Annotated in this window: 16 protein-coding genes; 7 read left to right on the forward strand and 9 right to left on the reverse strand. The window is 58.4% G+C overall.

Annotated elements, in window-relative coordinates:
- Positions 1-49: 49 nt before the first annotated feature.
- Positions 50-1,312 (forward strand): DEAD/DEAH box helicase, encoded by a 1,263-nt coding sequence (locus tag ACR0AG_RS13650; protein ID WP_480839739.1) that lies wholly within the window; start codon positions 50-52, stop codon positions 1,310-1,312.
- Between the two features lie 57 nt (positions 1,313-1,369).
- Here ACR0AG_RS13650 and mltG read toward each other — a convergent pair whose 3' ends face one another.
- The 7 genes from mltG to fabD all read right to left on the reverse strand — a co-directional run bounded on the left by mltG (position 1,370) and on the right by fabD (position 7,689).
- Positions 1,370-2,527, reverse strand: coding sequence for an endolytic transglycosylase MltG (mltG, locus tag ACR0AG_RS13655; RefSeq protein ID WP_480839741.1), 1,158 nt, complete (start codon positions 2,525-2,527; stop codon positions 1,370-1,372).
- Positions 2,528-3,793 carry a beta-ketoacyl-ACP synthase II gene (gene fabF / locus ACR0AG_RS13660; RefSeq protein ID WP_480839743.1) on the reverse strand — a complete coding sequence of 422 codons (1,266 nt, stop codon included), beginning with the start codon at positions 3,791-3,793 and terminating at the stop codon, positions 2,528-2,530.
- A 183-nt stretch (positions 3,794-3,976) separates the two neighbouring features.
- Positions 3,977-4,720, reverse strand: coding sequence for a 1-(5-phosphoribosyl)-5-[(5-phosphoribosylamino)methylideneamino]imidazole-4-carboxamide isomerase (locus tag ACR0AG_RS13665; protein WP_480839745.1), 744 nt, complete (start codon positions 4,718-4,720; stop codon positions 3,977-3,979).
- 123 nt (positions 4,721-4,843) lie between these two features.
- On the reverse strand, positions 4,844-5,383 hold the full coding sequence (locus ACR0AG_RS13670) for a GNAT family N-acetyltransferase (RefSeq protein ID WP_480839747.1): 540 nt from the start codon (positions 5,381-5,383) through the stop codon (positions 4,844-4,846).
- A gap of 142 nt (positions 5,384-5,525) precedes the next feature.
- Entirely contained in the window at positions 5,526-5,759 is a 234-nt protein-coding gene (locus ACR0AG_RS13675) for an acyl carrier protein (RefSeq protein WP_008756330.1), read from the reverse strand.
- 211 nt (positions 5,760-5,970) lie between these two features.
- The gene (gene fabG / locus ACR0AG_RS13680; protein WP_480839749.1) at positions 5,971-6,708 is read right to left on the reverse strand and encodes a 3-oxoacyl-[acyl-carrier-protein] reductase; all 738 of its coding nucleotides are present in this window, start codon (positions 6,706-6,708) and stop codon (positions 5,971-5,973) included.
- A gap of 42 nt (positions 6,709-6,750) precedes the next feature.
- On the reverse strand, positions 6,751-7,689 hold the full coding sequence (fabD, locus tag ACR0AG_RS13685) for an ACP S-malonyltransferase (RefSeq protein WP_480839751.1): 939 nt from the start codon (positions 7,687-7,689) through the stop codon (positions 6,751-6,753).
- 170 nt (positions 7,690-7,859) lie between these two features.
- Here fabD and ACR0AG_RS13690 point away from each other — a divergent pair, with 170 nt between their 5' ends.
- Positions 7,860-9,086, forward strand: a complete 1,227-nt coding sequence (locus tag ACR0AG_RS13690) for a cytochrome b/b6 domain-containing protein (RefSeq protein WP_480839753.1) — start codon at positions 7,860-7,862, stop codon at positions 9,084-9,086.
- Positions 9,087-9,153: 67 nt separating this feature from the next.
- Here ACR0AG_RS13690 and ACR0AG_RS13695 read toward each other — a convergent pair whose 3' ends face one another.
- On the reverse strand, positions 9,154-9,726 hold the full coding sequence (locus tag ACR0AG_RS13695; protein ID WP_480839755.1) for a YceI family protein: 573 nt from the start codon (positions 9,724-9,726) through the stop codon (positions 9,154-9,156).
- Between the two features lie 127 nt (positions 9,727-9,853).
- Positions 9,854-10,363 carry a hypothetical protein gene (locus ACR0AG_RS13700; RefSeq protein WP_480839757.1) on the reverse strand — a complete coding sequence of 170 codons (510 nt, stop codon included), beginning with the start codon at positions 10,361-10,363 and terminating at the stop codon, positions 9,854-9,856.
- 276 nt (positions 10,364-10,639) lie between these two features.
- On the opposite strand from ACR0AG_RS13700, the gene rpsF reads away from it, so the two are divergent.
- The 5 genes from rpsF to ACR0AG_RS13725 all read left to right on the forward strand — a co-directional run bounded on the left by rpsF (position 10,640) and on the right by ACR0AG_RS13725 (position 13,484).
- On the forward strand, positions 10,640-10,993 hold the full coding sequence (gene rpsF / locus ACR0AG_RS13705) for a 30S ribosomal protein S6 (RefSeq protein ID WP_480839759.1): 354 nt from the start codon (positions 10,640-10,642) through the stop codon (positions 10,991-10,993).
- Between the two features lie 27 nt (positions 10,994-11,020).
- On the forward strand, positions 11,021-11,248 hold the full coding sequence (rpsR, locus tag ACR0AG_RS13710; RefSeq protein WP_005608650.1) for a 30S ribosomal protein S18: 228 nt from the start codon (positions 11,021-11,023) through the stop codon (positions 11,246-11,248).
- Positions 11,249-11,260: 12 nt separating this feature from the next.
- Positions 11,261-11,881 (forward strand): 50S ribosomal protein L9, encoded by a 621-nt coding sequence (gene rplI / locus ACR0AG_RS13715; RefSeq protein ID WP_170793201.1) that lies wholly within the window; start codon positions 11,261-11,263, stop codon positions 11,879-11,881.
- Between the two features lie 152 nt (positions 11,882-12,033).
- Complete coding sequence (locus ACR0AG_RS13720) at positions 12,034-12,513, forward strand: transglycosylase SLT domain-containing protein (protein ID WP_480839762.1); 480 nt, start codon at positions 12,034-12,036, stop codon at positions 12,511-12,513.
- A gap of 269 nt (positions 12,514-12,782) precedes the next feature.
- Positions 12,783-13,484 carry an autoinducer binding domain-containing protein gene (locus ACR0AG_RS13725; RefSeq protein ID WP_480839764.1) on the forward strand — a complete coding sequence of 234 codons (702 nt, stop codon included), beginning with the start codon at positions 12,783-12,785 and terminating at the stop codon, positions 13,482-13,484.
- The last annotated feature ends 16 nt before the right edge of the window (positions 13,485-13,500 follow it).

A 13,500-nucleotide genomic window follows, 5' to 3' on the forward strand; every position in this document is an offset into this window, starting at 1 on the left:
CCTGCTTTGCCCTCTGCGCCGACGCACGGGGGCCACAAAGGAATACGATTTGTTCGACTTTGACATGCTGGGCCTTGCGCCCGCTTTGAATGAGGCACTGAAACGCGCCAAGCTGACGCAACCGACGCCAATCCAGAACCAGGCCATCCCGTTGGCGCTGAACGGGCACGACATTCTGGGTCTGGCACAGACCGGCACCGGCAAGACGCTGGCCTTTGGGTTGCCCCTGGTGGACCATCTGCTGGCACAGCCCGGCAAGCCCGCACCCAAGATAGCCAAAGCACTGATCCTTGCGCCCACGCGCGAACTGGTCAACCAAATCGCCGAGAACCTGCGCAACCTGACTGGCAAGACCAAACTGCGCGTTGCCACGGTGGTGGGCGGGCAATCCATCAACAAACAGATCTCGTTTCTGTCGCGCGGCACCGACATTCTGGTGGCAACGCCCGGACGTCTGATTGACTTGATGGAGCGTAAGGCGGTCGATCTCAGCTCGGTCAGGCATCTGGTTCTGGACGAGGCCGATCAGATGCTGGATCTGGGTTTTATCCACGCCCTGCGCAGGATTGCCCCTGCCCTCGGCACGCCGCGCCAGACCATGCTGTTTTCGGCCACCATGCCGAAACAGATGGAAGAGCTCAGCCAGGCCTATCTGAACAACCCGCAACGCGTTCAGGTCTCGCCACCGGGTAAGGCCGCAGACAAGATCACCCAATCGGTTCATTTTGTCAGCAGACCGGAAAAGCCTGCCAAACTGCGCGAGGTCCTGTCTCAGGACATGGACGCGCTGACGTTGGTCTTTTCCCGCACCAAACATGGGGCGGAAAAGCTGATGAAAGGGTTGGTGGCGGACGGCTTCAACGCGGCATCAATCCACGGCAACAAAAGCCAGGGGCAGCGCGACCGCGCCATCAAGGCCTTCCGCGCGGGTGAGATCAACGTGCTCGTCGCAACCGATGTTGCAGCCCGCGGCATCGACATTCCCGGCGTGGCCTATGTGGTCAACTATGATCTGCCCGAGGTCGCCGACAATTATGTCCACCGCATCGGTCGTACCGCACGGGCCGGGCGCGAAGGTGAGGCCATCGCCTTTTGTTCGGCGGAAGAGGTCGATCTGCTGCGTCAGATCCAGAAACTGATGAAGATCGACATTCCTGTGGCCAGTGGCGAGATGCCAGAGGCAATTGAGCCCAAAAGACCCGCACGTCGTCAAAACCACCGCCGCCGCGGGCCCAAGCCACAAGGCGCTGGTAATGGTGCAAAGCCTCAGGGCCAAAAACGCCGCCGTCCGCGTCGTCGCTCTGCAGCCTAAACCAACGAAAAACGGCGGGCCCAACGACCCGCCGTCTTTTTGTAACCCGTCAGGTTATCAGTTGCCCGAGTTCCGCTCGGCCTCGATCTCACGCCACTTAGCAACGTTACGATTGTGTTCCTGCAGCGTCTCCGCAAAGGCATGGCCACCAGTTCCGTCGGCCACGAAGAACACATAGTCTGTGTTGTCCGGTGAAACTGCCGCCTCAAGGCTCGCAAGACCGGGATTGGCGATCGGTGTCGGTGGAAGCCCATCAATCTGGTAAGTATTCCAGGGCGTTGGCCTGTTCAGTTCACTTCGACGCAAACCCCGGCCCAACGCACCTCGTCCCTTGGTGACGCCATAGATCACGGTTGGGTCCGTTTGCAGGCGCATACCCTGGTTCAGACGGTTCACAAAGACGCTGGCCACCTGGCCCCGCTCTTCCGGGACGCCGGTTTCTTTTTCGATGATCGATGCGAGGATCAACATTTCTTCGGGGTTTTCCAACGGCAGATCGCCTTGGCGTGCCGCCCACGCGGCATTGATACGCTGCTGCTGCTTCGCTTGCATATCGGCCAGAACCGCGTTGCGATCATCGCCCGGCGAAACCTCATAGCTATCCGGTGCCAGCATGCCCTCTGCCGGAATTTCGGCAATCTCACCGCCCAGGAAATCCGCTGATTTGAGCGCTTCGACCACTTGCCAACTGGTTACGCCCTCGGCAAGCGAAACGCGATACCGCGTGTCGGCTGCATTGCGCTTTTGGCCATAAACATCAGGCACGTCGTCTTCGCCAACGATGAACGAGGCGACCTCGACAAAGTTCAACGTTGCCGGATCCAGCTCGCGTACACGGGCCTGCGCGCGCGTCACACCGATCCGGTATTCGATCTCTGTCCCGCAGGTGCTGGCACCGCTGCTGGTGATCTCGTCAACGATCTGCGCCATTGACGAGCCCTCGCGCACCAGAAAGCTGCCAGCTTTCAGTTGCTGCGATTTGTCGGTGTAGTCCGCGCCCATCCGAAAGATCGTTGAGCTGCTGATCGCACCCTGATCTTCAAGATCGCGACTGACCAGCGTCATGTTCGACCCCGGCCTTACCTGCAAGCAAATCGCGGTTTCCAGCGGCCCTTCGGCTTTGAACTGGGATTGCCCCCACAAGACCAATCCGCCCATCAGAAACATGCCAACCACCAGAATGGTCAGCATGTTTGATGCCAAAGCACGCCACATTTAGCTGGCCTTTCCGAAGATCACGCTTGCGTTGGTGCCCCCAAACCCGAATGAGTTCGACAGGGCCACGTTGATCTCACGCTCGCGCTTGGCGTTTGGGGCCAGATCAATCTGCGTATCCACGGCCGGATTCTCCAGATTGATGGTCGGCGGGGCAACCTGATCCCGAATCGCGAGGATCGAGAAGATGGCCTCAATCGCACCAGCGGCCCCCAACAGGTGACCGGTTGCAGATTTGGTCGACGTCATTGTCGCATGGGGGGCGTGATCGCCCAGCAAACGCTCGACCGCACCCAGTTCGATTGTATCCGCCATGGTCGAGGTGCCATGCGCGTTGATGTAATCCAAATCTTTCGGCTCCAGCCCAGCGCTGCGTAGCGCTGCCCGCATGGACCGTTCCGCCCCGTCGCCATCTTCGCTGGGTGCTGTGATGTGATAGGCGTCCCCGGACATGCCATAGCCCAGAACCTCGGCATAGATCTTCGCCCCGCGGGCCTTGGCATGTTCGTAGTCTTCCAGCACCACGATGCCAGCGCCCTCACCCATGACGAATCCATCGCGATCCACGTCATAGGGTCGGCTGGCTTTCTTCGGATCGTCCGCATATTTCGTCGACAACGCCTTGCACGCGTTGAAACCTGCAATGCCGATCTCGCAGATACAGCCTTCGCCGCCACCGGCGATCATCACATCGGCGTCGCCTGCCCGGATGATCCGGCTCGCATCGCCAATCGCATGCGCGCCGGTCGAACAGGCCGTTACAACCGAGTGGTTTGGCCCCTTGAACCCATGCCGGATCGAAACCTGACCCGAGGCCAGATTGATCAACGCGCCGGGAATAAAGAACGGCGATACACGGCGCGGACCCTTGTCGCGGATCAGGTTGGCTGTGTTGGCAATGGACCCCAACCCGCCAATACCCGATCCGATCAGAACGCCGGTACGCTCGCGGTCTTCTTCGCCTTCGGGCAGCCAGTTAGCGTCTTTGCAGGCCATTTCGGCCGCCGCAATGGAATAAAGGATAAAGTCCTCGATCTTGCGCTGCTCCTTTGGCGGCATCCAATCATCGGGATTGAATGTCCCGTCGGTCCCGTCGCCACGCGGAACTTCGCACGCATATGTGGTGGTGACACCGCTTGCTTCGGCATCGAACAAAGTGATCGGCCCTGCGCCGGATTCTCCGTCCAAAAGACGTGACCACGTTTCCTCGACTCCGCTGGCCAAAGGAGTGACCAATCCCAGACCGGTAACAACGACTCTGCGCATGAAGTGCCTCTTGCCTGCTTCCTGTTATGAGAACCGTCCTTACCCCGGCCGGGGGTGCGGGGGCAAGAGCAACAGCATGTTGCACCCCGGCATTGTGTCGCCGACAGCGCCTGAAAGCTTGTGGTTTTCGGTGTTACAGCGCCCGAGGCACAGGCCTTGGCGTCGGGAACACCGGATCTTGTGTTATTGAAACTGAGCCACCGGTTCGTGTGCCGCAGAGGCAACCGACAAAGCTTCTTTCAGATCAAGCGTTTTGCGGAACAAGGCCCGTCCAACAATCGCGCCCGAGATGTTCGGGATGTAAGCCAAACGGGAAATATCGTCAGCCGACCGAACCACACCGCTGGCGATGATCGGCGTGCGGGACTTCTCGGCCAGCCCCGAAATCAGACCCAGCTGCGCTTCGACATCCTCCATGTCGCTGTCAATGTCGGTCACCAGAATGGCCGCAAAAGGAGTACCCTCAAAAGCTTTGATAAACGCATCGGGCGTAAAGGCACTTTGGCTGCGCCAGCCTTCGGTCATCACCAGCCCCTGCCAGACATCCACTGCCAGAACAATCTGGTCAGGATATAGCTTGGCCAGTTCCTTGACCAGAATCGGATCACGTGCCGCCAGGGTGCCGATCACGACGCGTCCTGCGCCCTTGTCGATCCAGTGCTCGACCTGTTCGCGGCTGCGCATACCGCCCGCAAGCTGCACGGGCATTTCGGCCGAGCGAATGATCTCATCCACAAGGTCAAAATTGGTGTCGCGCCCCTCGATCGCATCGAAATCAGTCAACTGCATCCACTCTGCCCCGGCAGCCGACCAGCCCCGAGCCGTTTCCACCGGGTCGACATGCCAGATCATGGCATCCTCAAGACGGCCTTTGTCCAACGTGACACAACGGCCGTTCTGCAATTCCATAGTCGGATAAATCCTCATGAGCACGCTCCTTCGCCCTGCCGTTCAGGAAGTTCAGGATACCATACTCCTGCGACCAACCCACGGTTTCGCCAGGATCGGCATACAAAGCTTCATTTGCGGCATCGCATTGCGCGACATGTTTCAGGTCCGCGCCGGGGGACCATCCCTTCGAAACAGATGTACCGGAGTGTCATTGAACTCGGTTTCGCGCAGAGGTTTATAGCCAAGCTTGGCCGCAAGACTATGAGAGGCTGTGTTCGCCGCATCTATCATTGCAACCAGAGGACCCGGGATCACCCGGTCAAACCAGTCATGCGCAGCCTGCGCGGCCTCGAACCCGTACCCATGCCCCTGGCCTTCGGGCGAAAGTGCCCAGCCTGCCTCGGGAAAGGAATCAAAATCGGGGCCCAGATTCCGGTTTCCATAAAAAAAGCCGGACTGGCCTATCAAACGCCTGGTCGATTGAAGAACGACGGCCCATTGGCCAAACCCGGTCATCTGCCAATGCCCAGCATTGCGCAGAAAGGAATCCCAGGCTTCGCCCCTGGTTTTTGGCTTGTTGCCGATATGACGAACGACCTCCGGGTCGCGCCAGATTTCCGCGAACCGCTCAAAATCCTCGGGTCGCATTGCGCACAGCGTCAGACGCGCTGTGTTTATCATCGGGGTGGATCTTATCATGCCCTTGCCCGCTCGTTTTTAGTCTGCCTCATCCCGCAGACTGCGAAGGGCCCCAGTATCAGGCAAGCACAAATTTCCCGCGCACAAAAAAAACGGCACCTCCGTTGCCCGGAAGTGCCGCTTTTTGTCCGATTCGAAGCGTTTAGGAAGCTTCGCTGATAAACTTGACCGCGTCGCCGAAGGTCTGAATGGTTTCGGCTGCGTCATCGGGGATTTCGATTCCGAACTCTTCTTCGAAGGCCATAACCAGTTCAACCGTGTCCAGGCTGTCTGCGCCCAGGTCGTCGATGAACGAGGCGTTTTCAGCAACCTTGTCCTCTTCTACACCCAGATGCTCAACAACGATCTTCTTTACGCGATCTGCGACGTCGCTCATGTCTATTCCTCATTCCTTTTCAGGGCGGTCTGCCCGGTTCTGCCCTTGCCCGCTCGGGGTGGCCTTGATGTGCCCGTTCCGGGCGGTTTGGGTCCCGGAACCCCGGGAAACTTTGAGAACCGGCCAAATCGACCGGCTCTTTTGCATGTGCGCCGCCTATAGCACAGACAACGCGCAAGGCAAACGCTTTCGCGCCCGCCCCAAACTGCGATTACAACATGGCCATACCGCCGTTTACATGCAAGGTGCTTCCGGTGACATAACCTGCCTCGGGGCTTGCAAGATACAGAACGGCCGCTGCGATTTCCTCGGGGTCGCCCATGCGCCCGGCGGGAACCTGCCGAAGCAGCCCTGCCTTTTGCTCCTCGGTCAGTTTTTGGGTCATCGCAGTGGTGATAAACCCAGGTGCGACGGCGTTTACGGTGATGCCGCGTGTGGCAACTTCGTGCGCCAACGCTTTGGAAAAGCCCACCATTCCGGCCTTGGAGGCGGCATAGTTCGCCTGCCCGGGGTTGCCGATCGACCCGACAACGGACGAGATGTTGACGATCCGGCCCCAGCGCGCCTTCATCATGCTGCGGATCACGCCTTTGCACAGCTTCATAGTCGCCGTCATGTTCACGTCGATGACGCTTTGCCACTCTTCATCCGACATCCGCATGAACAGGTTGTCGCGCGTGATGCCAGCATTGTTGACCAGAATATCAACCGAGCCCATCGCCTCAGCGGCTTGCTTTGGCAGGGCCTCGACCGCTTCGGGATCGCCCAGGTTACACGGCAGGACATGCGCGCGTTCACCCAACTCGTCCGCCAGTGCCTGCAGCGGCTCGACCCGCGTACCCGATAGGCCAACGGTGGCACCGGCGGCATGCAAGGCGCGTGCGATATCACCGCCAATACCACCCGATGCGCCGGTAATCAGGGCATTTTTTCCCGTCAAATCAAACATCAACAATACCTCTCTTGGGGCCGTTCCCGGCCACGATCCTGTTTATTCGCCCGCCGAAAGGGCGGCTTTTACATCATCCGGCGTGCCGACGGCCTGACACCCGACGGCGCGGTCAATTTTGCGGATCATACCTGACAGCGCTTTGCCCGCGCCGATTTCCCAGACACTATCCACACCCTGTGCCACCATGTACTGAACGCTTTCCCGCCACCGGACCGAGCCTGTGACCTGCTCAACCAAAAGCGCACGAATCTCATCGGGGTCGGTGACCGCCCCGGCACGGACATTTGCCACCAGCGGCACCGCAGGGGCATTGATCTGAACTGCAGACAAAGCCTCAGCCATCGCATCCGCCGCAGGCTGCATCAGGGCACAATGGAACGGTGCGCTCACGGGCAACATCACGGCACGCTTCGCACCTTTTTCCTTGGCAATCACGGCGGCACGTTCGACGGCGGCCTTAGCCCCTGAAACGACGACCTGTGTGGGGTCGTTGTCATTTGCCGCCTGACACACCTCGCCCTGCGACGCCTCTTCGGCAACAGCGCGCACAGCGTCCAGGTCAAGACCCAGAACAGCCGCCATCGCACCTTCGCCGACCGGTACGGCACTTTGCATAGCCTGCCCGCGCGTGCGGAGCAGCCTTGCTGTATCTGCAACTGAAAACGCGCCCGCGGCGGCCAGCGCCGAATACTCGCCCAGCGAGTGCCCTGCCACAAAAGCCGCATCCGTGATCGATACGCCCTCGGCCTCCAGCGCGCGCATCGCAGCGATCGACGTGGCCATCAACGCAGGCTGCGCATTTTGCGTCAGCGTCAATTCTGCGATGTCGCCTTCCCAGATAAGCGCACTCAGCTTTTCGCCCAGTGCCTCATCCACCTCGTCAAAGACGGCCTGAGCTGCTGGGTATGCCTCGGCCAAAGCTTTGCCCATTCCGATGGTTTGGGCACCCTGCCCCGGGAAAACGAACGCGCGTGTCATTGCTGCCTCTTGGATGACGTCAAGTTGCGGCGCGGTGTAAACCGACTGACCGCGCGGCACAAGCTTTGCCTGCGTTCTGCATTGAGGCACCGATATTGTGCATTACTCTGCCTTGTGTCCCTGCCACATGCGGCTACGGTAAGGCCAACCACCACCCCGGAGCTCGCCCCATGCCCCTTAGCAACACGTTCTCTCACTACGGCAGCGTCACCAAAAGCTTTCACTGGCTGACAGCATTGCTGATATTGACGGCCCTGCCGCTGGGATGGATCGCCAATGATCTGGCTCACGCGATCTATAATCCGGACATCGCAACGGATGAGGCCGATATCGCACGGGCCGCCCGGCTGTTTTCGCTGCACAAGACAATCGGCGTCGCCGTCTTCTTTGTAGCGCTGGCCCGCATTGTGTGGGCGCTGACCCAACCCAAGCCTGGCCTTCTGAACGCCGACAACAAGCCCGAGGCTTTTGCGGCCGAAACCGTTCACTGGTTGCTTTATGGCTCGTTGGTACTGGTCCCTCTCAGCGGCTGGGTTCATCACGCAGCCGCCGAAGGCTTTGCACCGATCCTTTGGCCCTTCGGGCAAAATTTGCCGTTGGTTCCCAAATCCGCTGCGTTGGCAGAGTTTACCGCAAGCCTGCATTGGCTGTTGATGTGGGTTCTTGTCGGCTCACTGGCCGCGCACATCGCGGGGGCGCTAAAGCACCATGTGGTTGACAAGGACAGCACACTCCGCCGGATGCTGCCCGGGCACTCTGACGCGCCGACCCCGCCTGAACAAAGCCACACAGCCACCCCGGCGATTGCGGCATTGGTTGTCTGGGCAGCCGTTATGGTCGGCGGTTGGTCTCAAGGTGTCTTTTCCCATCACTCCGGCGCTCAAGCCGAAGCAACCGAGCTGGCCGAGGTGCAATCGGATTGGCAGGTTCAGGGTGGCACGCTTGACATCACCATCAGCCAGTTGGGCAGCCCGGTCACCGGGTCATTTTCCGACTGGACGGCTGCAATTACGTTTGACGAACCGGACGCACCCGGGCTTGCCGGATCAGTGGATGTCACCATCTCGATCGGATCGCTCAGCCTGGGCACGGTCACCGATCAGGCGATGGGCGCCGACTTTTTCGACAACAGCCTATTCCCGACCGCCACGTTTTCTGCGGACCTCTATAAAACCGAGACCGGGTACGAGGCGCGCGGGCCGCTCACCATCCGCGACAAATCCGTCGACATCGTCATGCCCTTCAGCCTGGATTTGCAGGACAGCACCGCTACCGTTTCCGGCGAAGTTCAGCTGAACAGGATGGATTTCGAAGTCGGCACATCTCAGCCCACCGAAGCCTCGCTTGGTTTTGCCGTCACGGTATCCGTGAACTTGACTGCCAACCGCGAGAGGTAAGCCCCAGGCACAAAAAAACCGCCAAAGGATGCAACCTTTGGCGGTTCCGTTTCAGATCAGCGCAGGATCACTCGGCTTTCTGGGCCTCGACCGAGATGTGGATCTGAACCTCATCGCTCACAAACGGGGCGAATTGGCCAAGATCAAACTCACTTCGGACCAGCGTTGTGGTCGCGTCAAAACCAGCCCAGGGCTTACCCGCCATGGGGTGCTCGCCGACCTGGTTCAGCTTGGCGTCCAAAACAACGGATTTGGTAACGCCATTCATGGTCAGATCGCCGGTGATGTTCGCTGTGTTCTCGCCCGTCACTTCAATACCGGTCGAGGTGAAGGTCACCAGATCGCCTTCGGCAGCACCAAAGAAATCCTCGGTCATGAAATGATCTTCACGCGGCTTCCAGCCTGTGAACATCTCAACAACCGGCATCGATACGGTCACGCTGGATGCGGCCGGGTTTTCCTGGTCGAACATGATCTCGCCCTCAAAGCCTGAGAACATGCCGTATGTGGTCGAAAAACCAAGGTGGTTATAGTTGAAGATCACCTGGCTGTGGCTGGGGTCCAGTACGTATTTCTCTGCGCTGGCGAAAGCTGTGGTCGCCGATACGGCCAAAGCAGCGGCAAGTAGGGTGGATTTCATGACAAACTCCGCAATAAAGGTGTGGCAAACCGAGGGGCCGGTCGCCCCAAATAAAATGTGCCGCCAGAAGGCGGCACACAAGTCTTTTCGGTTCACAACTTCTGTTCTTTTTTGAACAGAATAGAATTCAGCCGAAAATTGTTACATTCTGGCTCAGTTGCCCCTTGAGTGCTCGGCTGACATCCGCCGAGTCCAGTGGCAGTTTCATCAGCAGGCTGCCATCGACATCAAACAATTCAACCTGATTGTCGTCAAACCGGGCACCGCCAAGCGACTCGTAGCTGCGGCGCAACACCGTTTGCGGACGGCCGTTTTCGTTCTTTTGCAGGATCCGAACCTCGCGGCGGATCGGGTCAAAATATGCGTCTGGGCGCGCGTCCATCACCTCGATAGTCAGCAGGCTGCCACCGGCAACAAGGAACACCAGGGATGCCACCAGTTTGATCGGCCAGACCTCGGCCCCCATTACGGATCCCGGCATCAGCCACATCGAAAAGGCCGAAAGGATCATAAACGCGCCGATCACACGGAACAGCACCATCCGTGCTTTCCAGTTCGGTGCGAAACTGATCAGCAACGGAACGGATTTGTCATATGCTGCCTTTGTCGAGGCTTGCTCAAATGTATTAGTGTTCATCACGGCCATTGTCTCGCCCTGTCTGTGATTTCAATCTCCGGGTAGTTCCGGCTTCATGAACAACCTCGGGGTGAAAAGCGTCAGGAATTGGGCACCTCAAAGGAAATAGGGCGGCGTCTTCTTGACGTATAAGGCAGGGCTTGCCCCTGATGGATAAACGTGTATACGGGGCCATCCTTCGCAGAGCATATGAATCGCGCAGCCTCTCGTGGCAGGGTCGCGAAGGACATCATGACCCCGCCTTTGAAATGCGCCTTGATAGAAACAGGAGTGCACATGCCACTGTATGAGCATGTAATGATCGCGCGTCAGGATCTGTCCAACGCGCAGGCAGAAAGCCTCGTCGAACATTTCGGCACCGTTCTGGCTGACAACGGCGGCAACGTCGTCGACAGCGAGTACTGGGGCGTCAAGACGATGGCTTACAAGATCAACAAAAACCGCAAAGGCCACTATGCCTTCCTGAAAACCGACGCCCCCGCTGGCGCCGTTCAGGAAATGGAGCGCCTGATGCGCCTGCATGACGACGTGATGCGCGTTCTGACCATCAAGGTCGACGGTCACGCCGAGGGCCCCTCGGTCCAGATGCAGAAGCGCGATGAGCGCGAAGGCCGCCGCGAGCGCCGCTGATCAACGCCTGACGAAAGGACATATACCATGGCCGCAAAACCATTTTTCCGCCGCCGCAAGGTTTGCCCGTTCTCGGGCGAGAACGCGCCGAAGATCGACTATAAAGACACCCGTCTGCTGCAACGCTATATCTCTGAGCGTGGCAAGATCGTTCCTTCGCGCATCACCGCCGTTTCGGCAAAAAAGCAGCGTGAACTGGCCCGCGCAATCAAGCGCGCCCGCTTTCTCGCCCTGCTGCCCTACGCCGTGAAGTAAGGAGAGACTGATATGCAAGTTATCCTGCTGGAACGCGTTGCGAAACTGGGTCAGATGGGCGACGTCGTTGACGTCAAGCCCGGCTTTGCCCGCAACTTCCTGCTGCCCCAGGGCAAAGCGCTGAGCGCGTCTGAGGCCAACATTGCCTCGTTTGAAGCCCAGAAAGCGCAGCTTGAGGCCCGCAACCTGGAAACCAAGAAAGAAGCTGAGGCCCTGGCTGAAAAGCTGGACGGTCAGCAGTTCATCGTGATTCGCTCGGCATCGGACGCCGGCGCTCTCTACGGTTCGGTCACCCCGCGTGACGCCGCAGACGCCGCGACCGAAGCTGGTTTCACCGTCGACAAGAAACAGGTCATCCTGCTCGCTCCGATCAAGGAACTGGGCCTGCACACCGTCGCGGTCAAACTGCACCCCGAGGTCGAAGCCGAAATCAAAATGAACGTCGCCCGTTCGGAAGAAGAAGCCGAACTGCAGGCCTCGGGCAAATCGATCCAGGAACTGGCCGCCGAGGAAGAAGCCGCCGCAGAATTCGAAATCGCCGAGCTGTTCGACGATATCGGCTCTGCCGCGTCCGACGACGACGAGCTGGTTGCAGAAGAAGCACCTGCCGAAGAAGACGAAGCCAAAGCCTGATCTTTCCGGCGCGTAAATTCGAAAAGACCGCGCCTTTTGCGCGGTCTTTTTTTTGGCTTGTCGCGTGACGAGCAAATTTTGGCCGGATTCTATTCCTATGGTTGCGCAGCCAACGCCAACCAATATGATCCCCGGAACTTCGGAGTACCCCTATGGCCAACCCCCTACGCCGCAGATTGCTTGCCCTTCTTCTGGTTGCCCCGCTCGCCGCGTGCAGCGGACCGGACACCGCCTCGCGCAATCAGACCTTCGACCCGCCGCTCTATCCCAATGAAACGCCGGAACTGCGCGCGTCGATCAACAAATGGGCAGACCACTATGAACTGCCCCGCGAACTGGTGCATAAACTTGCCATTCGCGAAAGCACACATCGCCCCTGGGCTGTAAACCGCCCCTATTACGGATTGCTGCAAATATTACCCGCGACCGCACGATCCATGGGATACAAAGGCAATGCACAGGGCCTTTTGGATGCCGATACCAACCTTGAGTTTGCTGGAAAATACCTTCGCGGAGCCTGGCTTTTGTCGGATGGCGACCAACAGCGCGCCATTTTCCTTTATGCCAAAGGGTACTGGCCCGAAGCCAAAAAACGCGGCATGCTGGTCGAAACCGGATTGGTTTCCGAATAACGCAGGCCTTTGTTAAGTACAGACAAATACGTCCGCGAGTGAAAGTCCAAACCCCAAGAAATGTCCCAAAAGCCCGAGAAAAACGGGCATTGTGCCACAAAATAATATGCAACAAAGGCACATTATTAACTAAAAGGCAGACATTTCTCCCATGTTCTTGTCAATATGGGCAAAATATGTTGTCCTAGTTTCCGTCGGGGAATACCGGTACTGTTTTCCTGGCCGAATTGGGTTCCACTCGCAAAGCGGGTAAAACTGGTCGTAGCCAAATGGAAATAGTTGATCTCAGCACTCTGCCTCAGGAGGACACTCGGTACGACGAGTTCCTCAAGCAGGTCTGTGACAAACTTGAAATGGATCATGCTGCTTATGCAGGCATGAACCCCGCTGCGGGCTCCATTCATGGACACGTAACCTATAGTGACGAGTGGAAGGTCCACTATCAGGAGCAAGGCCTGCACCTGATCGACCCGACACTTCACAAAAGCCAGCGCAGTATCGCTCCGGTTGACTGGAGTCGTCTGGAGCGGGGCAAGGATTTTCAACGTGTTTTCCGCGATGCACATGACTTCGGGCTTCCGGACCAGGGCATCACAATCCCCGTTCGCGGCCCCTACGGAGATATCGGCCTGCTGAGCGCCACGCGTGATTGCAGCCGGGAAGAATGGAAAAAGCTGGTGGGCAACGTGATCACCGAGCTTCAGTCGCTTGCCGTACACATCCACGACAATGTCATGGCGTCGGACGCGATCAGCAGAATGCTGTATCACCCGACACTTTCCAGCCGCGAACTGGAAATCCTGCAATGGGCCGCAGCCGGAAAATCGCAGCAGGATATTGGTGATATTTTGTCTATCTCTCACCGCACGGTTGAGGTACACCTGCGCTCATCCCGCGAGAAGTTGAACGCCCTGACGACACCTCAGGCCGTCGGTCGGGCGATCGGAATCGGGCTAATTTACCCAGGGTAAACCAAAAAAACGCATT

The organism is Ruegeria sp. H6 (assembly GCF_056532975.1).